Below are 20,972 nucleotides of genomic sequence, written 5' to 3' on the forward strand. Positions count from 1 at the left end.
GGCGCGCGCGTCCGCGCGCTTGGCTCGCCGCGCCGCTGGAGCACCCGGCGGCGCGGTCATTTGGGCGGCGCCGGCCGCGTTGCGGCCGGATCCTCTGTGGGGCGGCTTCGATTTGATCAGGTTCCTCTTGCTTCGCGTCGCCATCCTGCTGGCCGGCGTCACGCTCTTCCTCTCCCCCGCCCGCGCGCAGGATTTCGACGCGCTGCTGCCCGGCTTGGCCGGCGGCTTCGCGCAGCAGGCGGAAACCGTGGAGCGCCTCGGCGCGCTCGGCGATCCGCGCGCCATCCCCCTGCTGCAGGCGCTCGCCGATGCGCGGCTGCTGCGCCTGGCCGATGGGCGGATCGCCCCGCAGGAGGGCGCGACGCCGGCCGAGGGTGCGACCGTCATCCGCATCAACAACCGCGTGCGCGTGGCGCTGCGCGGCGCGCTGGGCCGGCTGCAGCTCGTCTCGCCCGATCCGGCGGAGCGCCTGCGCGCGGCGGACGCCATCCTGCGCAACCGCAGCGCCGAGGACATCCCGCTGCTGGAAGCCGCCCTCACCCGCGAATCCCGTGCCGACATCCGCGCCCGCATGGAGCTGGCCCTCGGCGGCGCGCGCCTCGCTTCGCCCGACGCCGCGGCAAAGCGCGCGGGCATCGCAGCCCTTGGCGCCTCCGCTTCGCCCGAGGCGCGCAACCTGCTGCTCGCCGCCCGCGCCGCCAATGCGGAGCTGCTGCCCGAGATCGAGGCCGCCGTCGCCGCCATTGATCGCCGCCTGCAGATGCGCCGCGCGGCGGAGACCTTCTTCCAGGGCCTCTCGCTCGGCTCGGTGCTGCTGCTCGCCGCACTTGGCTTGGCGGTGACCTTCGGCGTCATGGGCGTGATCAACATGGCGCATGGCGAATTCGTGATGATCGGCGCCTATGTGACCGTCGTCGTGCAGGAGGTATGCCGCGACATCCCGGCGCTCCAACCCTATTCCCTGCCGCTCGCCATCCCCGCCGCCTTCCTGGTGACGGCCGCGATCGGCGCGGCCATGGAACGTGGGCTGATCCGACACCTCTATGGCCGCCCGCTCGAGACGCTGCTGCTCACCTTCGGCGTGGGCATGGTGCTGCAGCAGATCGTCCGCCTGGTCTTCGGCGCGCAGAACCGCGAGGTGATCAGCCCCGATTGGATGATGGGCACCCTGATCCTGCCCGGCGGCATCGCCATCACGCAGAACCGCGCCTGGATCATCCTGTTTTCCATCGCGGTGCTGCTCGCCACACTCGCCGCCATCCGCCTGACCCGCTTCGGGCTCGAGATGCGGGCCGTGGTGCAGAACCGGCGCATCGCGGCCACCATGGGCATCCGCACCGGCCGCGTGGACGCGATGACCTTCGCCTTCGGCTCCGGCATCGCGGGGCTGGCGGGGGTCGCGCTGAGCCAGATCGACAATGTCTCGCCCAATCTCGGCACGGGCTACATCATCGACAGCTTCATGGTGGTGGTCTTCGGCGGCGTGGGCTCGCTGGCCGGCACGCTGATCGGCGCCTTCACGCTTGGCCTCGTGAGCAAGGTGCTGGAGCCCTATGCCGGCGTCGTGCTGGCCAAGGTCTTCCTGCTGGTCGGCATCATGCTGTTCATCCAGCGACGGCCCAAGGGATTGTTCGCGCTGAAGGGACGCGCGGCCGACCAATGAACACGCGCCGTCTCATCCTGCTCGGTTTCGTCGCTGTCCTGGCCCTCCTGCCGCTGCTGAACCTGCTGCCGGAGGAGCATCCGCTGCATGTCTCGGACTTCCTGGTCAGCATCATCGGCAAGTGGATCTGCTACGCGATCCTGGCTTTGGCGCTGGATCTCGCCTGGGGCTATGCGGGCATCCTCTCGCTCGGCCATGGCGCCTTCTTCGCGCTCGGCGGCTATGCCATCGGCATGCATCTGATGCGCCTCATCGGGCCCCGCGGGGTCTATGGCCATCCGGTGCTGCCGGACTTCATGGTCTTCCTCGGCTACACGGAATTGCCTTGGTATTGGCTGGGCTTCGACTGGTTTATCTTCGCCTTCGCCATGGCGCTGATCGTGCCCGGGCTGCTCGCCGGCATCGTGGGCTATCTGGCGTTTCGCAGCCGCATCACGGGCGTCTATCTCTCCATCATCACCCAGGCGCTGACCTATGCGCTCATGCTGGCCTTCTTCCGCAACGACATGGGCTTCGGCGGCAATAACGGCTTCACCGATTTCAAGGAGCTGCTGGGCATGCCGCTCAACAGCGGCCATACGCGGGCCATCCTGTTCTATGCCTCGCTCGCCTCGCTCGTCGCCGTCTTCCTGGCCTGCGGCGCGCTGACCCGCACCAAATATGGCCGCGTGCTGACCGCGATCCGCGACGCCGAGAGCCGCGTGCGCTTCCTCGGCTATGACACCACGCGCCACAAGCTCTTCGTCTTCGTGCTCTCGGCGATGATCGCGGGGCTCGCCGGCGCGCTCTATGTGCCGCAGGTGGGCATCATCAATCCGGGCGAGTTCAGCCCGGGCAACTCGATCGAGGCCGTGGTCTGGGTGGCCTTCGGCGGGCGCGGGACGCTGGTGGGCGCGGTGCTGGGCGCCTTCTCGGTGAATGCGCTGAAGACCTGGCTCACCTCGGTGGCGCCCGATCTCTGGCTCATCGTGCTGGGCTGCCTCTTCATCGCCGTGCCGCTGCTGCTGCCCAAGGGCCTGATCGGCCTGATCCGCCGGCGCGGGGAGACGAAGCCATGAACGCGGTCGCGCTGCCGGATGGCGATTCCACCACCGGCCTCTATCTCGACGGCGTCTCGGTCGTCTTCGACGGGTTCCGGGCGCTGAACAACCTCTCCCTCATCGTCGAGCCCGGCGAGCTGCGCGCGGTGATCGGCCCGAACGGCGCGGGCAAGACGACGATGATGGATGTCATCACCGGCAAGACGCGGCCAGGTGCGGGCATCGTGCGCTTCGGCGGGCGGGACCTGACGCGGATGGATGAGGCCGCCATCGCCAATCTCGGCATTGGCCGCAAGTTCCAGAAGCCCACCGTCTTCGACGCACTGACCGTCTTCGAGAATCTGGAGCTGGCGCTGAAGGCCCCGCGCGGCCCCATCGCCTGCCTGCGCTGGGTGCTGCGCGGCGAGGCGCGGACGCGCATCGAGCGCACCATGGCGGAGATCGGCCTCACCGAACGCGCGCATGATCTCTCCGGCCTGCTCAGCCATGGCCAGCGGCAATGGCTCGAGATCGGCATGCTGCTGATGCAGGACCCGCAGCTCCTGCTGGTGGATGAGCCCGTCGCCGGCATGACGGATCACGAAACCGAGCAGACGGCGGAATTGCTCGTCGGCATCGCGGGCACGCGCAGCGTCGTCGTGGTCGAGCATGACCTGGAATTCGTGAAGGCGCTGGGCAGCCGCGTCACCGTGCTGCATGAAGGGAGCGTGCTCTCGGAGGGCTCGATCACCCATGTGCAGAATGATCCGCGCGTGATCGAAGTGTATCTGGGCAGGTGATGGCGCGATGCTGAACGTCACCGACATCGATCTCTCCTATGGCGCGAGCCGCTGCCTGCGCGGCGTCTCGCTCTCGGTCGGGCCCGGCCAGGTGGCCGCGGTCCTGGGGCGCAACGGGGTAGGGAAATCCTCGCTGCTGCGTTCCATCATCGGGCTGGAGAAGATCCAGGGCGGCTCCATCCTCTGGGAGGGGAATGAGATGCGCGGCCTCGGGCCCGCCGAACGCGCGCGCGCGGGCATCGGCTATGTGCCGCAGGGGCGCGAGATCTTCCCCTTCCTGACCGTGCAGGAAAACCTCGAGACGGCGCTGGCCGCCGCCCCGCGCGGTTCCGCCGTGCCGGAAGAGGTGTTCGAGCTGTTTCCGATCCTGCGGCAATTCCTGCGGCGGCGCGGCGGCGACCTTTCGGGTGGGCAGCAGCAGCAGCTTGCCATCGGGCGGGCGCTGACGGCGCGGCCGCGCCTGCTGATCCTCGATGAGCCGACCGAGGGCATCCAGCCCAATGTCATCAAGGACATCGCCAAGGTGATCCATCACCTGGCGCGGGACCGGAACTTCGCCGTGGTGCTGGTGGAGCAGTATTTCGAATTCGCGCGGGACCTGGCGGACACCATCACCGTGATGGTGCGGGGCGAGGTGGCGCTCTCCGGCAAGACGAGCGAGCTGGATGAGGCCGAGGTGCGGAAATTGCTGACGGTTTGAGGGGCTCCGCCCCTCAAGCTCCCCGGCAGGAAACTGAGTTTCCTGCACCTTCCACCAATAGGGGTGCAGGGCACCTGTGCCCTGCTGGGGGTCGAGGGGGCAAAGCCCCCTCGTGCGTCCTCCGAAACGGCGCTAGCCTCCCCCGGACCAAGGGGAAGGACACGCAGATGGGTCATCGCATCGCCATCATCGGCGCGGGCGCCGTCGGCTGCTATGCCGGCGCGCATATGGCGCGGGCCGGCGAGGATGTGACCTTCGTGGACATGTGGCCCGAGCATGTCGAGAAGATGCGCCGCGACGGGCTGCGCGTGACGCATCTGAAGGATGTGCCCGAATTCACCGTCCCGGTCACCGCCATCCACCTCACCGAATTGCAGGCCGTGGCGCGCAAGCCCTTCGACATCGCCTTCATCTGCGTGAAGTCCTACGACACCGCCTGGGCCACGATGATGATCCGGCAATACCTGGCGCCGGGCGGCTTCGTGGTGTCCTTGCAGAACTGCATGAACGAGGAGGCGATCGCGGAGATCGTCGGCTGGGGCCGCACGCTCGGCGCCATCGCCAGCTCCATCACGGTGGAGCTGGGCGAGCCCGGCCATGTCCGCCGCGCCTCGGGCAAGGGCGGCGCCGCCCACACCGTCTATCGCGTGGGCGAGGTGCATGGGCGCATCACCGAACGTGCGGAGGAAGTGGGCCGCCTGACGGGGCTTTCCGACAGCACGACCGTGACGTCGAACCTCTGGGGCGAGCGCTGGTCCAAGCTGGTGGCGAACGGCATGGGCAACGGGCTTTCCGCCTCCACCGGCCTCGTCATGAAGGACATCCTGACGAATGACGCGCTCCGCGCCTTCGGCGCGCGGCTGGGCAGCGAGGCGATCCGCGTGGGCCAGGCGCTGGGCTATGCGCTGGAGGAGATCTACCACCTCGACCCCGAGATCATCGCCCGCGCCGGCGAGGGGGACGCGGCCGCGCGCGCCACCTATGACGCGCATCGCCTGGCCGAGGCGGCGAAGCCCGGCGGCGGCGCGCATCGCCCCTCCATGGGGCAGGACATGGTGAAGGGCCGCCGCACCGAGATCGAGTTCATCAACGGCTTCATCGCGGAGAAGGCGAAGCCGCTCGGCATCGCGACCCCGGCCAATACGGCGCTGACCGAGATCGTGCTGCGGCTGGAGCGCGGCGAGATCTCGCCCGATCCGCGCCACATCCTGGAACTGCGCCTGAACTGAAGCGCTCGGCCGGGTTCACGGGCGGGCGTCACCTGGGGAGGAATTCGGATGTTGCGTCGTGCCTTCGCCACGGGCCTGATGGCCGCTTCCCTGCTGGCGCCGCCGGCCTTCGCCCAGACCTATCCGTCGCGGACCATCACGCTGGTGGCGGCCGGTGCGGCGGGGGGGCCGACCGACACCATCACGCGCATCACGGCCGACGCGCTCTCCCGCACCATCGGGCAGAATGTGGTGGTGGAGGCGATCGGCGGCTCCGTCGTCGGGCCGCAGCGCGTGGCGCAGGCGCGGCCGGATGGCTACACGCTGCTGCTGAACAATATCGGCATGGCGGCGAGTGCGACACTGTTCCGCCGCCTGCCCTATGACGTGCCGGGCAGCTTCGCGCCGCTTGGCCTCGTGTCCGACGCGGCGATGACGGTGGTGGCGCGGCCTGGCTTTCCGGCCAGCGATATGGCAGGGCTGATGGCCGTGCTGCGGCGCGAGGGCGAGGGGCTGAACCTCGCCACCTCGGGCCTGGGCGGCGCCTCCAACCTGTGTGGGTTGCTGCTGCAGCGCGACGCGCAGGCGCGCGCGACCGTGGTGGTGTTCCGCGGCACCGGCCCCGCCATCGCGGAGCTTCTGGCCGGGCGCATCGACCTGATGTGCGATCAGGCGACCAACACGGTGCCCTATCTGCGCGATGGCCGCATCCGCGCCTTTGCCGTCAGCAGCCCCACGCGCCTCGCGGGCCTGCCGGAGGTGCCGACCACGGCGGAGGCCGGCTTCCCGGGGATTTCCATGTCCACCTGGCACGGGCTCTACGCGCCCGCCGGCACGCCCGAGGCGGTGCAGGAGCACATCTCGGCCGCGCTGCGCCAGGCGCTGCGGGATGACCGGCTGCGCCAGCGATTCGCCGAATTGCTGACCGACCCGGCGACGGAGGAACGCGCCAGCATCGCCTTCCATCGGCGCTTCGTGGTGGAGGAGGTGCAGCGCTGGCGGCCCGTGATCCAGGCCGCCGGCGCCTATGCGGATTAGTCGATCGAGACGCGCGCAGCCCGCGCAATCGCCTGCCAACGCGCGGCGCTGGCCTGGATGAAGGCCTCGTTCTCCGCGAAGGGCAGCGTCATGGGCTCGACGAAGGCGGTGCGCAGGCGCTCATGCGTGGCGGGCGCGCTGCGGGCGCGCTCCAGCGCCTCGGCGAGGCGGGCCACCACCGGCGCTGGCGTGCGGCGCGGCACGCCGAGGTTGAACCAGATGCCAAGGTCATAGCCCGCGAGGCCCGCCTGCTGCATGGTCGGCACGTCGGGCAGCGCGGTCGCGCGCGTCGTCGTCGTCACCGCCAGCGGGCGCAGCGCGCCGGCGCGGATATGCGCCGTCGAGGTCGCGGTGGTGTCGAAGCCGAAATCCACGTCCTTGGCCAGCATGGCGGCGACCAGCGGTGAAGAGCCGCGATAGGGCACATGCGTCGCCTCGATGCCCGTCATGCTGAGGAAGAGCGCGGCCGAGAGATGCGAGGAGGAGCCATTGCCGACCGAGCCGAAGGTCAGCGGCCGGCGCTTCGCTTCCGCGATGAAGCCCGCCATGTCCGTCGCCTGCACGCGGCCGGGCACGACGGAGAGGATGTTCGCCACCTCCCCGATCATGCCGAGGCTCGTGAAATCGCGCACCGCATCCACGCCGGAGGAGGCGGCATAGAGGATCGGGTTCACGCCGAACAGCGCCGTGGTGCCGAAGAGGATGGTGTGGCCATCCGGCTCGGCCTGGGCAGCGGCGACAGTGCCGATATTGCCCCCTGCCCCGGCCCGGTTCTCGATCACCACGGGCTGGCCCAGTTCGCGCGAGAGCGGCTCGGCGATGATGCGGCCCACGATGTCGTTCACGCCGCCCGGCGGGTAGGTGACGATGATGCGGATGGGCCGCGTGGGCGCCCAGGGTTGCGCCCGCAGCGCGGGCGCGGCCAGCAGCGTGCCCAGCCCGGCCAGCGCCAGACGCCGTGTGGTGTATGCCATCCTCAACTCCTCCCTGTGCGGCCGGCCCCTTGTTGCCCGGGGCCTGGCCTGGTGCGCGCCGCCTAGCGGGCGCGCTCGATGCAGAACCGAACGACGTCAGCCAGCGCCTCGCGCGCCTCGCCCTTCGGGAAGATCTGCAGCGCGGCCAGCGCCGCGTTGCCGTAGAGCTCGGCGCGCTCGATCGTGCGTTCGATCCCGCGATGCTTCGCGATCAGGCGCTGCGCCTCGGCGAAATCCTCGTCGGTCTGCTCGCCGGTTTCCAGCGTGCGGCGCCAGAATTCCTGCTCGGCCGCGTCGCCGGCGTGGAAGGCGGTCAGCACGGGCAGCGTGATCTTGCCCTCGCGGAAATCGTCGCCGACCGTCTTGCCCAGCCGCGCCTGCTCGGCCGAGTAGTCGAGCGCATCATCCACGAGCTGGAAGGCGATGCCGAGATTGTTGCCATAGGCGTCCAGCGCCTCGGCCTCGGCCTGCGGGCGGTCACCCACCACGGCGCCCAGTCGCGCGGCGGCGGCGAAGAGGGCAGCGGTCTTGCCCTGGATCACTTCCAGATACTGCGCCTCGGTGCTGGAGAGGTCGTTCTGGGTGATGAGCTGCAGCACCTCGCCCTCGGCGATGGTGGCCGAGGCCCCGGCCAGGATGCGCAGCACCTCGAGGCTCTTGTCCTCGATCATGAGCTGGAAGGCGCGGGCGAAGAGGAAATCGCCGACGAGGACGGAGGCCTTGTTGCCGAAGAGCGCATTGGCACTGGCCTGGCCGCGGCGCAGCGCGCTCTCATCCACCACATCGTCATGCAGCAGCGTGGCCGTGTGGATGAACTCGACGCAGGCGGCGAGCGCCACATGGCGGGCGCCCTCATAGCCGCAGAGGCGCGAGGTCGCGAGCGTCAGCAGCGGGCGCAGGCGCTTGCCGCCGGCCGCGATGATATGGGCGGCGAGCTGCGGGATCAGCGCCACCGGGCTTTGCATGCGCTGGATGATGAGGGTGTTGCAGGCCTTGAGGTCCTCCGCGACCAGCCGGTTCAGCCGCGCCAGCGCGTCCTCGCCACGGTCCGCCCCCATGGCGCCGTCTTCCCTCACCTGAACCGTACCCGCCACGCGCGCATTCCCTGTCTCTCTGGCCCAGCCCCCAGGGTCCAAACTTGACCCCGGCCCGGGCTGTGCAGGATACCGAGAGGGCGACATGGCGGCAAGGCAAGGGAAATCAAGGATTTCAGCCGATGGAAGTGGTGGCGGCCGACCCTGACCCGATCCGGATGCAGTTCCTGGCCTCGCTCCTGCGCGATGCCGGGATCGAGGCGGTGCTGCTGGACCGGAACCTCTCGGGCCTCGGCCTCGCCATATTCCCGCAGCGGCTGGCCGTGCGCGCCGAGGATGCGGCCCGCGCGCAGCGGCTGCTGAAGGAGGCCGGTGTCTAAGGATCTCAGCGAAGACGCGCTGCTGGGCGGAAGGGTCAAGCTGCTGCAGCCCAGGGACGGCTTCCGGGCGGCGCTGGACCCTGTGCTGCTGGCGGCCTTCGTGCCCGCGCGGCCCGGCGATTCCGTGCTGGAACTGGGCTGCGGGACCGGGGCGGCGTTCCTGTGCCTCGCCGCCCGCGTGCCGCGCCTGGGCATCCTCGCCGTGGACCGGGACCCGGCGCTGGTGGACATCGCGCAGCGCAATGCCGGGCTGAACCTGCTGCCGGCCGAGATCCGCGCCGCCGATGCGCGGGACCTGCGCGACCTGCCCCCGCTGCACCATGCCTTCGCCAATCCGCCCTATTGGGCGGGCGGCACCCCCTCCCCCTTCGCCGATCGGCGCCAGGCGGCGCATGAGGATGCGCCGCTGATGGATTGGGTGCGGGCCATGGCCCGACCGCTCCGGCACAAGGGGACACTGAGCCTCGTCTTGCCCGCCGCGCGCTTCGCGGAAGCCGCGGCCGCGCTGCGCGAGGCGGGCTGCGGCGCCGTGCGCCTTCTGCCGCTCTGGCCCCGGGCCGGCACGCCCGCCAAGCGCATCCTGATCCAGGCGCGGCGCGGCGGGGCGGGGCCGGACGAGGTGCTGCCCGGCCTCGTCCTGCATGAGGCGGATGGGCGCTACACCGCCGCGGCCGAGGCCGTGCTGCGCGAGGCGGCTGCGTTGACATAGCCGCCCCCCGGGGGTGCATCATCGCACCCAACACAGGGGGAACGCGGATGTCTGGGAACGGGACGCCGGAGCGGATCGAGGCGCTGGTCATCGGCGCGGGCTTCGCGGGGCTCTACCTGCTGCATCGCCTGCGCGGCCTCGGCATCGCCGCGATCGCTCTGGAGGCGGGCGATGGGGTGGGCGGAACCTGGTACTGGAACCGCTATCCCGGTGCCCGCTGCGACGTGGAGAGCATGCAGTATTCCTTCGGCTTCTCGGAGGAGCTGCAACAGGAATGGAACTGGTCCGAGCGCTTCGCCGGGCAGCCCGAGATCCTGGCCTATGCCAATCACGTCGCGGACCGTCTGGATCTGCGGCGGGACATCTCCTTCAAGACGCGGGCGACTTCGGCGGTGTGGGACGAGGCGGCGGCGCGCTGGCTGGTCGAAACCGATACCGGCCGGCGGATCAGCGCGCGGCAACTGATCCTGGCGACCGGCTGCCTCTCCTCGGCACGGCTGCCGGATATTCCGGGCATCGAGGGATTCGGCGGCGCCATCTACCACACGGGCCAGTGGCCGCATGGGGGCGTGGATTTCACCGGGCAGCGCGTGGCGGTGATCGGCACCGGCTCCTCGGCGATCCAGGCCATTCCGGTGATCGCGAAGCAGGCGGCGCAGCTCACCGTGTTCCAGCGCACGCCGAATTTCAGCATCCCCTCCCGCAACGGGCCGATGACGGAGGATTACGCGCAGACCTGGAAGCGGGATTACCCGGCGCGGCGCGCGGCCGCCCGGCAGATGCGGACGGGCATCCTGTACCACCTGAACCCGGTCTCGGCACTCGCTGTCCCGGAGGCCGAGCGGCGGGCGGAATACGAGGCGCGCTGGGCGGCGGGCGGCACCGCCTTCATGGCCGCCTTCAGCGACCTGCTGACCAACAGGGAAGCCAACGACACGGCGGCCGATTTCGTGCGCGAGAAGATCCGGGGCCTGGTGCATGACCCGGAGGTGGCGGAGATCCTGTTGCCGAGGAACCACCCGATCGGCGCCAAGCGCATCTGCGTGGACACCGCCTATTACGAGACCTTCAACCTGCCGCATGTGACGCTGGTGGATGTGCGGAGAAACCCCATCAGCCGAATCACGCCCGAAGGCGTCGAGGCGGGTGGTGCCACGCATGCGGCGGACAGCATCGTCTTCGCCACCGGCTTCGATGCGATGACGGGGACCATCCTGGCCATCGACATCCGCGGGCGTGGCGGGCTCTCGATGCGCGAGGCCTGGGCCGAGGGGCCGCGCACGCATCTGGGGCTGATGGTGGCGGGCTTCCCCAACCTGTTCCTGATCACCGGGCCGGGCAGCCCCTCGGTGCTGTCCAACATGATCGTCTCGATCGAGCAGCATGTGGACTGGGTGTGCGACTCGCTGGCGCATCGGCAGCGGCACGGCTTCTCCGTGATGGAGACGACGCCGAAGGCGCAGGACGACTGGGTGGCGCATGTGAACGAGGTGGCGCAGCGCACGCTCTATCCGCAGGCGAACAGCTGGTACATGGGCGCCAATATCCCGGGCAAGCCGCAGCTCTTCATGCCCTATGTGGGAGGGGTGGGCACCTACCGGCAGCTCTGCGACGAGATCGCGGCGGGGGGTTATCCGGGCTTCGTGTTCACGGCAGGCGAGCAGGTCCGGGCAGCGGAGTGAACAGCCGGGACCGAGCGGGACGGACCAGCACCGCGCCGTGAGAATCCGGCGGCCAAGCGGCCGGCGCGCCCAGACTGCCCCGACCGCCAGCGCACCCGTTGCGGCGCGAAGCCAAGCGCGCCGGGCGCGCGCCCGGCGCTTGAGGGCATGAACATCAGCGCAGCGCCCCCGCGGGGCACGCCGTGCGGCCGCCATCCACCTGGAACTGCCCGCCCGTGATGCCCGAGGCCTCGTCCGAGCAGAGGAACAGCACCATCGCCGTCACCTCGGCCGGCGTGCAGTAGCGGCCGAGCGGGATGGAGGCCATGTACTTCTCCGGCACGTCATTCGCCCCGCGCGCCGTCGCCTGCTCCTCCAGCGAGTGGATCATGCGCGTATCGGTGGGACCGGGGCAAAGCGCATTCACGCGCACGCCGCCGCGCGCCACCTCGCCCGCCGCGGTCTTGGTCATCCCCAGCACCGCATGCTTGGAGGCGACATAGGGGCCGAGCCCGGCCGAGCCCACCAAGGCCGCGGTCGAAGCCGTGTTCACGACCGCCCCCTTCCCCTGGGCCAGCATCACCGGCATCACATGCTTCATGCCGAGGAAGACGCCCTTCACGTTCACGGCGATGACGGCATCGAAGACCGCTTCCTCCTGCTCGATGATGGGGCGGACATGGCCCTCGATCCCGGCATTGTTGAAGAAGCAGTCAATCCGGCCCCAGGCCTCCATCGCGGCGGCGACATAGCCGCGCACCTCCGCGTCCTGCGTCACATCGGCCTGGCGGAAGCGCACGTCATGGCCCTGCGCGGCGAGTGCGGCGGCCCCTTCGGCGCCGCGCGGGTCGCGGTCCACCATCAGCACCTTCGCCCCTTCGCGGGCGAAGCCGCCGGCGGCGTCGAGGCCCAGCCCATTCGCCGCACCCGTGATGATGACGACCTTGTTCTTGAAGCGCATGTCTCTCTCCCTTGGGAATTCAATTGGCCGTATGGCCGCCATCCACGGCGATGGCCTCGCCGGTGACGAAGCCCGCGCGGTCCGAGCAGAGCCAGACCACGCTCTCGGCGATGTCCTCGACCGTGCCGATGCGGCCCAGCGGCACGCGGGCCAGGATGGCCTCGCGCCGGCGCTCGATGCTGCGGCTCGCCAGCGGCGTCTCGACATAGCCGGGGCAGATGGCATTGACGCGGATGCCGTCCTTCGCGTGATCGAGCGCCGCGACCTTGGTGAGGCCGATCACGCCATGCTTGGCGGCGACATAGGCGCCCGCCTTGGGGAGCGCAATGCGCCCGGCGATGGAGGCGGTGTTGACGATGGCGCCGCCGGCCCGCATGGCCGCGATCTCGTGCTTCAGGCAGAGGAAGACGCCGGTGAGGTTGATGTTGATCACCCGTGCCCATTCCTCGGCCGCGATCTCGGCCAGCGGCTGCGCCTCGGCCGGCGCCACGCCCGCATTGTTGAAGGCGCAGTCGAGCCGGCCGAAGGTCTCGAGGGCGGCCTGGACCATGGCGGCGACATCGGCCTCCCGCGTCACATCGGCCGCGATGCCACGCGCCTGGCCGCCGGCCTGGGCGATGGCGGCGGCGGTGCGGGTGGCCCCCTCCCCGTCCCGGTCGGCGACCAGCAGGCGCGCCCCCTCCTCGGCCATGCGCAGCGCGGTGGCGCGGCCGATGCCCGAGGCCCCGCCCGTCACCAGCGCCACCTTGCCCGCGAGCATCACGCGCGGAAGCCTTCCTTCAGCGCGCGCGCCGCGGTCTCGATCAGCACGAGGGCAGGCTTGATGATGGCGCACATGGTGAGCGCGCCGTGCAGGATGTCGGCCGCGTGCAGGTGGGTCACGCGCACGCCCTCGCGCTCGAGCCGGGCCGCGTATTCGCGCCCCTCGTCGCAGAGCGGGTCATGGCCCACGGTCAGCACGAAGGCGGGCGGCGTGTTCGCCAGCGAGGCCGCGCGCAAGGGCGAGGCGCGCCAGTCGGTCCACTGACCGGCGTCGGGGATGTAGAGGTTGCGGAACCAGTGCATGCCCGCCGTCACCAGGGGCAGGCCCTCGGTGAAGCGCTCGTAGCTCTCATGCGTGGCCGTCATGTCGGTGGCGGGATACATCAGCAGCTGGAAGCGGAGCGGCGGCAGCGTGCCGTCGCGCGACATCAGCGCCATCACGGCCGAGAGATTGCCGCCGGCGCTGTCGCCGCCGACCGCCAGGCGCGCCGGATCAATGCCGAGGCTGGCCGCGTTCTCGGCGGCGTAGCGCACCGCCTCGGCCACGTCGTCCACCGCCGCCGGGAAGAGGTGCTCAGGCGCCATGCGGTAATCCACCGCCAGCACGGCGCAGCCCGCGCCATTGGCGAGGCTGCGGGCCAGGTGGTCATGCGTGTCGAGGTCGCCGAAGACCCAGCCGCCGCCATGGGCGAAGACGAGGCAAGGCAGGATCTCGCCCGCCGCGCTGCCGATCGGGCGGTAGAGGCGCATGGCCACGCCGCTGGGCAGGCTGAGGTCGCGGGCTTCCGCGACATCCGGGGAGGGCGGCTGCACGACGTTCCGCCCGGCCGCATATTGGGCGCGGGCGGCCAGCGGCTCCATCGTGTCGAAGCGCGGCCGGCCGCTGGCCTTCACCAGTTCGAGCAGGGCGATGCAATCGGGATGCAGGGGGGCGGTCATGGGCGCGCCTCGCCGGTCTGGAACATGCTGCGACTTCCTCCGATGGTCTTGGGCGCAGCATGGACCCGGGGCGCGCGGGTGGGCAACGGGCCCTGGCACGGCGCGAAGCGGATGTGGTAGGCAGCCCGCCCTTGGGGGCGGAGGGCCGCGCGCCGGGAGGGGCAACGCCATGGATCACCTGAAGCCCCTGACCAGCCTGCGCTTCGCGGCGGCCGCGATGATCGTGGCTTATCACGCCGCGAGCTACGTCCCGGCGCTGCGGCATCTCGGCGAATGGCCGTTCAAGCAGGGAGTGAGCTTCTTCTTCGTGCTCTCAGGCTTCGTGCTGAGCCACGCCTATGCCGGGCGAGCCATCGGCTTCGGGCATTTCGTGACGCTCCGCCTGGCACGGCTCTGGCCGGTCCATTTTGTGACGGCGCTGATGGTGATCTTCCTCATGCGCCCCGACAGCCGGCAATTTCCGGGGACGGGCTGGTTCAGCCCCTGGCTCGCGCTGGCCGCGAACCTGACGCTGACCCAGTCCCTGCCGCCCTTCCCGCTCTATGTGTTCTCCTGGAACGCCGTCTCCTGGTCCATCTCGACGGAGTTCTTCTTCTACCTCGCCTTCCTGTTCCTGCTGCGCGAACTGCACCGGAACTGGCACTGGAAGCTGCTGCTGGCGGCGGCGCTGCTGCTCGGCGTCGCCGGCATCGCCGCGCTGGCGGGGCTGCCGATGACCGGCGGCATCACCGAGGCCAGCACACGGATGCTCGTCTATGCCTCGCCCCTCGCGCGGGGCTTCGAATTCGTGCTGGGCATGGTGGCCTGGCTCGCCTGGACGCGGCTCGGGCGGCTGCGGCTGGGCCTCATCGGCGGCACCGCGCTGGAACTGGCGGCGCTGGCCCTGCTGGCCGGCTGGTTCCTGGGCGGGCAGGCGGCGCTGCGCCCGCTCTTCGCCTGGTCGGGCGGGCTCGCCTACTGGTTCGAGATCGGCGGGGGCTGCCTTGTCTTCGCGCCCCTGCTGATGGCCTTCGCCAGCGCGCAGGGGGTCGTCGGGCGGATGCTCTCGCTGCAGCCTTTCCTCTGGCTCGGGGGCGTCAGCTTCTGCCTCTACATGGTCCATCAGCTCGTCATGAAATGGTTCTTCATCAAGCAGCTGGAGGGGGTGATCCAGACCCTGCCGCTGCTGCCCATCCTGGCGCTCTGCCTGCTGCTCGCGGCGGCGCTGCATCACGGGGTGGAGCGGCCTTGCCAGCGCTGGCTGGTGGGCCGGATCGAGCGCCGGCAGGGTGCCAAGCGCCTTGCAGGCCCGGGGTCGGTGGCCTAATGACGCGCGCAACGGTTGCGTGACGGGCGAAATACTCGATGGATGAGGAAGAACGCCGGCAGGCCAGGTCTTTCGCAGACCTCACCTATGAGGGCTTCCGCGAACTCGCCGGGCGCGCCGATCTCAGCCGCTACCAGCGCATCGGCTTCCCCGACAGCCTGCGGGCAGGGCGCGAGGCCGCGATCTTCGACGACATCCGCGCCAAGCTGCCGGCGCTGGAGAGCGCACGGGGCCTCAGGGTGCTGGATATCGGGCCCGGCTGCAGCGACCTGCCGGCCTTCATCATCGAGGCCTGCCGCGCCCAGGGCCACGAGATCATCCTGGTGGACTCGCCCGAGATGCTGGAGGCGCTGCCCGATGCCCACTTCATCCGCAAGGTGGAGGGCCCCTTTCCGCAATGCGCGCCGGCCCTTGGCGAACTGCGCGGCGGTGTGGACGTCATCATCTGCTACTCCGTGCTGCATTATGTCTTCGCGGCCGGCCCGCTCTTCGGCTTCCTGGATGCGGCCATGGCGCTGCTGCGGCCGGGCGGCGGGGCCATGCTGATCGGCGACGTGCCCAATGCCTCGATGCGGCGGCGCTTCCTGGCGAGTGCGGCGGGTGCCGCCTTCCACCGCAGCTATACCGGCCGCGACGAGGACCCCGTGCCCGGCTTCAACCAGCCGAGCGAGGGCGAGATGGATGACGCCGTCCTGCTCTCCCTCGTTGCGCGCGCGCGGGCGGCGGGGGTGGATGCCTGGGTCCTGCCGCAGCCGCCGGAGCTGCCCATGGCCAACCGCCGCGAAGACCTGCTGCTGCGGAGGCCGTGATGAGCGCGCCCGAGAAGCTGCACGATCTGGTCCTGGTGGGCGACAGCGCCTTTGCCGAAGTCGCGCATGAGTATTTCACCGCCTTCAGCCCCTTTCGCGTCGTCGCCTTCGCGGTGGAGCGCGCCTTCCTGAAGCGGGAAAGCCTCTGCGGCCTGCCGGTGGTGCCGCTTGAGGAACTGCCTGCCCGCTACCCGCCCGCCGCGCACCACGCGCATGTGGCGGTGGTCTATACCCAGCTGAACCGGCTGCGCGCGCGCCTCGTGCGGCAGGTCGCGGCGGCGGGTTATCCGCTCGCCTCCTTCGTCAGCCCGCACGCCTTCATCGCGCCCAGCGCGCGCCTGGGCCGGCATTGCTTCATCTTCGAGAACAACGTCGTGCAGTCCTTCACCGAGATCGGCGAGAATGTCGTCCTCTGGTCGGGCAATCATATCGGCCATCACAGCCGCGTGGGGGACAATGTCTTCGTCTCCTCCCACGTCGTGGTCTCGGGCTTCTGCGAGATCGGCGCGAACAGTTTCCTCGGCGTGAATGTCGCGATCGGGAACAATCTCAAGGTCGCGGCGGACAACTGGATCGGCCAGGGCGTCGTGATCTCGCGCGATACCGAGGAAGGGCAGATGTTCCGCCCTCCCGAGCAGGAGGCCGCGAAGGTGGGGGCAAAGCGCTTCTTCCGCGTCAGGGACGAGCCGCCGGCATGAAGTGGCGCAAGCTCGGCCTGCTCTGGGCGCCGGATGGAAGCCGGCCCTGGGCGCAATCGCATGCGATGCTGGCGACGCCGGTCTATCTGGAGGATCGCATCCGCCTGCTGCTCGGCGTGTGTGACGCCAACACCGTCTCGCGCACGGGCTGGATCGATGTGGATGCGCGCGACCCGAGCCGCGTGCTGGCCGTGGCGGAGAAGCCTGTGCTCGACATCGGCGAGCCCGGGCATTTCGACGACAATGGCGTGAACCCGTGCAGCGCGGTCACCCTGCCCGATGGCTCGGTGCGGCTCTATTACAATGGCTACCAGCTGCAGACGAAGGTGCCCTATACGCTCTTCGCCGGCCTTGCCACGGCACCGCGCGGGGATGCGGATTTCACGCGCTGGGCGGTGACGCCCGTGTTCGACCGCGGTCCGAAGGAGCCGATCTTCCGCACCGCGCCCTATGTACGGCAGCGCGACGACGCGCCGGGCTGGGAGGCCTGGTATATCGGCGGTGCGGGGTTCCATTTCGTCGAGGGCCGCAAGCAGCCGCGCTACAGCCTGCACTACGCGACCTCGGAGGACGGACTCCATTGGCCGTCCGAGGGCCGGGAACTGATGGCGCCGGAGGGCGAGGAAATCGGCTTCGGGCGGCCCTGGATCCAGCGCGTGGGCCCTGCCGACTGGCGCATGTGGTACGCAGTGCGCTCACCCCGCGGCTATGACATGGGCTATGCCACCTCGCCCGACGGCCAGGCCTGGACGCGGCGGGATGCCGAGGCCGGCCTCGCGCTCTCACCCGGCGAATGGGATGGCGAGATGCTCTGCTACGGCGCCGTCGAACGCATCGGCGGCGAGCTCTACATGTTCTACAATGGCAATGGCTATGGCCGCTCCGGCCTCGGCCTCGCCGTGCTCGAAAACGACTGAGACCAGCATGTCCGCCACTGTCCGTCCCCTCATCGTCGAACGCTACGCCGCCGAGCGGCAGGCGGAATGGGACGAGTTCGTCCGTGCCAGCAAGAACGGCACCTTCCTTCTGCTGCGCGGCTACATGGACTACCACGCCGACCGCTTTGCCGACTGCTCCCTCATCATCCGCAGCGGCGATGAAATCGTCGCACTGCTGCCCGCGCATCGCGACGGCGACCTGGTGGCGAGCCATAACGGCCTGACCTTCGGCGGCTTCATCGTCAATGCGCGGATGACGACGCCGATGATGCTGCGCGTCTTCGACGTGGTGCGGGCGCATCTGGCGGCGCAGGGGGCGAAGACGCTCATCTACAAGAGCATCCCGCACATCTACCACCGCCTGCCGGCCGAGGAGGACCGCTACGCGCTGTTCCGCCACGATGCCGAGCTCTACCGGCGCGACCTGCTCAGCACCATCGACATGGCCCGCCGCCCCACCCCGCAGGAGCGGCGGCGCCGTGGCGCGGCCAAGGCGATGAAGGCGGGCATCACCGTGAGCGAGGACACCGACTTCCCGCTCTTCTGGGACCTGCTCGATCGGCACCTGCAGGCGCGCTACGATGTGAAGCCGGTGCACAATGTGCAGGAGATCCAGTATCTCCATTCCGGCTTCCCGCAGAACATCCGTCTCTTCACCGCACGCGACCAGGCGGGCGGGCTCGTCGGGGGCGTCGTGATCTATGAGGCGGACGAAGTCGCGCACCTGCAATATGCGGCGAGCACGCCGGACGGCTTCGCCATGGGCTGCCTGGACCGCATCTTCCTGCATCTTCTGGATGAGGTCTTCGCGCAGAAGCGCTGGTTCGACTTCGGCAACTCGACCGAGCAGCAGGGCCGCTACCTGAATGACGGGCTGATCGAGCAGAAGGAAGGCTTCGGCGGGCGCGCGGTGGCGCACGACTATTTCCGGCTGAAGCTTTAGCCGCTCAGGCGCCGCCGCGCGCCTGGAGGCGGGCCACGAGGCGGCGGCCCAGCGCGATGCCCGGCTGCTCGATCACGCGGTGTGCCAGGGCGCAAAGCAGCAGAAGCAGCAGCAAGGTGGCCAGCGCCGCCCATCCCCCCTCGCCCAGGCCCAGGCCGCGCACCGCGCCGTCCAGGTAGGACCACAGCCAGTTGTGGAAGAGATAGACCGCGTAGGTCAGGTTGGAGAGGAAGACGATCCAGGCCGCGCCGGTGAGCCGGGCCCGCACAAGCCAGAGAGCGAGCGAGAGCAGGCAGGCGAGCGTCAGGAAATGCGAGTTGGCCCCGCGCGGGCTGATGCCCGGCACGGCCAGCAGATAGCCCGCGTAGATGATGCCGGCGCAGGCCAGCGCCGCGCCGCCGCCGATGAGCCGCCGCTCATGCAGGAAGGCGATCGAACCCACGAAGAGGAAGGGCAGGTAGAGGGTGATGAAGCCGTCGCTCCAGCCATAGGCGGTCGGCATCGGGCCGGCCCAGAGGCCGAGCGCGGAGAGGCCAAGATAGATCCAGGGCAGCAGCCGCGGCCGCTCGATCAGGCCCGCCGCCTTCAGCACCGCCATGATGGCGTAGAACAGCACCTCGAGCCGCAGGGTCCATTCCACGCCAGCCAGCGCATAGGGCGTGCCGAAGAGATCGCCGATCAGCAGCAGCCGCGGGATCATGACCGAAAGCGGCGGCACGGGCTGGCCGAGCAGCGCGGTCGCCAGCAGCGTCTCGATCAGCACGGCGGCGATGTAGAGAGGATAGATGCGGAAGATGCGGCGCAGCACGAATTCGCCCGCGCCCTCGCGCTGCAGCACCTGGGTGATGATGTAGCCCGAGACCAGGAAAAAGACGATGACGCCCGCGCCGCCGGCCCAGACGAAGGGGGCCAGGATCTGTGCCATGAGGCGCACCGTTACGTGCAGGCCGGGGTCCTGCGCCGCGGCTTCGATCGCCGGGTAGAATTTGTGGCCAGCCAGCACGCTGGCGAAGGCGAAGATGCGCAGCAGGTCGAGGAAGACCACGCGGCCCTGCGCCGTCGCTGGCGCGGGCAGGGATTGGGGCTTCCCCGCGATTTGCATCACATGACAACCAATACTATTGCATTTACTTTGTCGGACATGCTCGCTATTTGCCGGATTGGATCCGAGGACATGCCTATTGCCCGCCCAGGGCAAATGCGCCAACCCTCCGCGCCAAATTTTCTGGAGCACGCCTGCATGGCCACGGCGCCGATCGTTTCCGTCTGCATCCCGTCCTACAACCACGCGAAATACGTGCGCGCGGCGCTGGAAAGCGTGCTGAGCCAGGATTTCGGGGATTTCGAGATCATCATCACCGATGACGCCTCCACCGACGGGACTGTGGAAGAGGTGCTGGCCGTGAAGGACGAGCGCATCCACTTCGAGCGCAATGAGCGCAATGTCGGCCCCAGCGTGACCGCCGCGCGCAACATGGCCCGCGCGCGCGGTCGCTTCTTCGCGTTCCTCCCCTCGGATGACATGTATCTGCCGGGGAAGCTCCGCCGCCAGGTCGAGGCCTTCGAGCGGCAACCCGAACTCGGCGCCGTCTTCTCCTGGATGACGCCGGTGGATGATGACGGCGCGCCCATCGCGGGTGACTTCCCCTATTACCGGCCAGCCGGCGTGACGCGGGAATCGGCGCTGCGCCATTTCTTCTTCGAGGGGAACCTGCTCTCCGCCCCCACCGTCATGGTCCGGCGCGAGGGGTTCGAGAAGGTCGGCGTCTTCGACCCGTGCCTTTGGCAGACCCAGGATTACGACATGTGGGTGAAGCTCTGCCTCGCCTTCCCGATCCATGTCATCGAGGAGGCGCTGGTGGCGTACCGCCTGCGCGCGGGCGGCGCCAACATGCATGCGAGCAACCCCGGGACCGATGCGCGCGTCGCCTGGGAATTCGTGCAGGTTCTGCGCAACTATTTCGCGCTGGAGCAGGACCCCGCCCTCTTCCTGCGCGTCTTCCCGGAGGCGGCGGCGCATCTCGAGCAGGGCTTGGGCGTCACCGGGGCGCTTGCCCTGCTGGGCCTGGGCGCGCAGATGCCTTCGCCGCGCAACTTCGGGATCGAGGCCCTTTACCGCGCGCTGAACACGCCAGAGACGGCGGCGGCGATGGAGCGCTCAGGCCATGGCGCCGCGTATTTCTACCGTGCGCTCGCGGAGGTGGACCCGATGCGCACCGGCGCGCTACGCGCACTGGCCGCGAGCAGCCAGGAGATCGCGCGGCTGCAGACCACAGCCGGCGGCTCGGAGCAAATGGCGCAGCTCCAGGCCACCTATGCCGAACTCGTCGCGTATCACCGCCAGGTGGAAGAGGCGAAGGAGTGGTGGCAGAAGCAGGCTGAGGCCTGGGAGGCGCAGGCCAAGGCGCTGATGGCGCAAAAAGGCTGACG

At 69.6% G+C, this 20,972-nt stretch carries 21 protein-coding genes; 15 read left to right on the forward strand and 6 right to left on the reverse strand.

Features of this window, described 5'->3' with window-relative positions; genetic code table 11:
• Positions 1–127 precede the first annotated feature (127 nt).
• The 6 genes from urtB to KTR66_RS06680 all read left to right on the forward strand — a co-directional run bounded on the left by urtB (position 128) and on the right by KTR66_RS06680 (position 6,428).
• On the forward strand, positions 128–1,663 hold the full coding sequence (urtB, locus tag KTR66_RS06655; protein WP_249731898.1) for an urea ABC transporter permease subunit UrtB: 1,536 nt from the start codon (positions 128–130) through the stop codon (positions 1,661–1,663).
• A complete protein-coding gene (urtC, locus tag KTR66_RS06660) occupies positions 1,660–2,721 on the forward strand; it encodes an urea ABC transporter permease subunit UrtC (RefSeq protein ID WP_213611668.1) in 1,062 nt (353 codons plus the stop codon). Before urtB ends, urtC begins: the two co-directional genes overlap by 4 nt.
• Positions 2,718–3,482, forward strand: coding sequence for an urea ABC transporter ATP-binding protein UrtD (gene urtD / locus KTR66_RS06665; protein WP_213611670.1), 765 nt, complete (start codon positions 2,718–2,720; stop codon positions 3,480–3,482). The genes urtC and urtD overlap by 4 nt, the downstream gene beginning before the upstream one ends.
• Before the next feature lie 7 nt (positions 3,483–3,489).
• A complete protein-coding gene (gene urtE, locus KTR66_RS06670) occupies positions 3,490–4,182 on the forward strand; it encodes an urea ABC transporter ATP-binding subunit UrtE (RefSeq protein ID WP_213611672.1) in 693 nt (230 codons plus the stop codon).
• Positions 4,183–4,349: 167 nt separating this feature from the next.
• Complete coding sequence (locus KTR66_RS06675; RefSeq protein WP_213611674.1) at positions 4,350–5,411, forward strand: ketopantoate reductase family protein; 1,062 nt, start codon at positions 4,350–4,352, stop codon at positions 5,409–5,411.
• A 48-nt stretch (positions 5,412–5,459) separates the two neighbouring features.
• A complete protein-coding gene (locus KTR66_RS06680) occupies positions 5,460–6,428 on the forward strand; it encodes a tripartite tricarboxylate transporter substrate binding protein (RefSeq protein ID WP_213611677.1) in 969 nt (322 codons plus the stop codon).
• Here KTR66_RS06680 and KTR66_RS06685 read toward each other — a convergent pair.
• On the reverse strand, positions 6,425–7,402 hold the full coding sequence (locus KTR66_RS06685; protein ID WP_213611678.1) for a tripartite tricarboxylate transporter substrate binding protein: 978 nt from the start codon (positions 7,400–7,402) through the stop codon (positions 6,425–6,427). The two genes, KTR66_RS06680 and KTR66_RS06685, sit on opposite strands and share 4 nt — an antisense overlap.
• Before the next feature lie 62 nt (positions 7,403–7,464).
• A complete protein-coding gene (locus tag KTR66_RS06690; protein WP_213611828.1) occupies positions 7,465–8,460 on the reverse strand; it encodes a polyprenyl synthetase family protein in 996 nt (331 codons plus the stop codon).
• A 158-nt stretch (positions 8,461–8,618) separates the two neighbouring features.
• On the opposite strand from KTR66_RS06690, the gene KTR66_RS06695 reads away from it, so the two are divergent.
• The 3 genes from KTR66_RS06695 to KTR66_RS06705 are packed head-to-tail and all read left to right on the forward strand — an operon-like array spanning position 8,619 to position 11,207.
• The gene (locus tag KTR66_RS06695) at positions 8,619–8,816 is read left to right on the forward strand and encodes a DUF2007 domain-containing protein (protein WP_213611680.1); all 198 of its coding nucleotides are present in this window, start codon (positions 8,619–8,621) and stop codon (positions 8,814–8,816) included.
• A complete protein-coding gene (locus tag KTR66_RS06700; protein WP_213611682.1) occupies positions 8,809–9,525 on the forward strand; it encodes a methyltransferase domain-containing protein in 717 nt (238 codons plus the stop codon). The genes KTR66_RS06695 and KTR66_RS06700 overlap by 8 nt, the downstream gene beginning before the upstream one ends.
• 47 nt (positions 9,526–9,572) lie before the next feature.
• Positions 9,573–11,207 carry an NAD(P)/FAD-dependent oxidoreductase gene (locus tag KTR66_RS06705; RefSeq protein WP_213611690.1) on the forward strand — a complete coding sequence of 545 codons (1,635 nt, stop codon included), beginning with the start codon at positions 9,573–9,575 and terminating at the stop codon, positions 11,205–11,207.
• Positions 11,208–11,361: 154 nt separating this feature from the next.
• On the opposite strand, the gene KTR66_RS06710 is transcribed toward KTR66_RS06705, so the two are convergent.
• The 3 genes from KTR66_RS06710 to KTR66_RS06720 are packed head-to-tail and all read right to left on the reverse strand — an operon-like array spanning position 11,362 to position 13,848.
• The gene (locus KTR66_RS06710) at positions 11,362–12,147 is read right to left on the reverse strand and encodes an SDR family NAD(P)-dependent oxidoreductase (RefSeq protein ID WP_213611692.1); all 786 of its coding nucleotides are present in this window, start codon (positions 12,145–12,147) and stop codon (positions 11,362–11,364) included.
• A gap of 19 nt (positions 12,148–12,166) precedes the next feature.
• On the reverse strand, positions 12,167–12,907 hold the full coding sequence (locus KTR66_RS06715) for a glucose 1-dehydrogenase (protein WP_213611830.1): 741 nt from the start codon (positions 12,905–12,907) through the stop codon (positions 12,167–12,169).
• Positions 12,907–13,848: an alpha/beta hydrolase gene (locus KTR66_RS06720; protein WP_213611694.1), complete on the reverse strand. Its 942-nt coding sequence runs from the start codon at positions 13,846–13,848 to the stop codon at positions 12,907–12,909. The genes KTR66_RS06715 and KTR66_RS06720 overlap by 1 nt, the downstream gene beginning before the upstream one ends.
• 169 nt (positions 13,849–14,017) lie before the next feature.
• On the opposite strand from KTR66_RS06720, the gene KTR66_RS06725 reads away from it, so the two are divergent.
• Genes KTR66_RS06725 through KTR66_RS06745 form a run of 5 tightly spaced genes read left to right on the forward strand, consistent with a single transcriptional unit; the run spans position 14,018 to position 18,542 of the window.
• Positions 14,018–15,154: an acyltransferase gene (locus KTR66_RS06725; protein WP_213611696.1), complete on the forward strand. Its 1,137-nt coding sequence runs from the start codon at positions 14,018–14,020 to the stop codon at positions 15,152–15,154.
• 38 nt (positions 15,155–15,192) lie between these two features.
• Positions 15,193–15,963 (forward strand): bifunctional 2-polyprenyl-6-hydroxyphenol methylase/3-demethylubiquinol 3-O-methyltransferase UbiG, encoded by a 771-nt coding sequence (locus tag KTR66_RS06730; protein WP_213611698.1) that lies wholly within the window; start codon positions 15,193–15,195, stop codon positions 15,961–15,963.
• Positions 15,963–16,661: an acetyltransferase gene (locus tag KTR66_RS06735; RefSeq protein WP_213611699.1), complete on the forward strand. Its 699-nt coding sequence runs from the start codon at positions 15,963–15,965 to the stop codon at positions 16,659–16,661. The genes KTR66_RS06730 and KTR66_RS06735 overlap by 1 nt, the downstream gene beginning before the upstream one ends.
• Positions 16,658–17,578 (forward strand): hypothetical protein, encoded by a 921-nt coding sequence (locus tag KTR66_RS06740; protein ID WP_213611702.1) that lies wholly within the window; start codon positions 16,658–16,660, stop codon positions 17,576–17,578. The genes KTR66_RS06735 and KTR66_RS06740 overlap by 4 nt, the downstream gene beginning before the upstream one ends.
• A 7-nt stretch (positions 17,579–17,585) precedes the next feature.
• On the forward strand, positions 17,586–18,542 hold the full coding sequence (locus tag KTR66_RS06745) for a GNAT family N-acetyltransferase (RefSeq protein WP_213611704.1): 957 nt from the start codon (positions 17,586–17,588) through the stop codon (positions 18,540–18,542).
• A gap of 4 nt (positions 18,543–18,546) precedes the next feature.
• Here KTR66_RS06745 and KTR66_RS06750 read toward each other — a convergent pair whose 3' ends face one another.
• Positions 18,547–19,644: an acyltransferase gene (locus tag KTR66_RS06750; protein WP_213611706.1), complete on the reverse strand. Its 1,098-nt coding sequence runs from the start codon at positions 19,642–19,644 to the stop codon at positions 18,547–18,549.
• A 138-nt stretch (positions 19,645–19,782) separates the two neighbouring features.
• Between KTR66_RS06750 and KTR66_RS06755 the strand changes: the two genes are divergently transcribed.
• A complete protein-coding gene (locus KTR66_RS06755; protein WP_213611708.1) occupies positions 19,783–20,970 on the forward strand; it encodes a glycosyltransferase family A protein in 1,188 nt (395 codons plus the stop codon).
• Positions 20,971–20,972 lie beyond the last annotated feature (2 nt).

It is taken from the genome of Roseococcus sp. SDR, from assembly GCF_019083995.1.
Classification (GTDB): Bacteria; Pseudomonadota; Alphaproteobacteria; order Acetobacterales; family Acetobacteraceae; genus Roseococcus.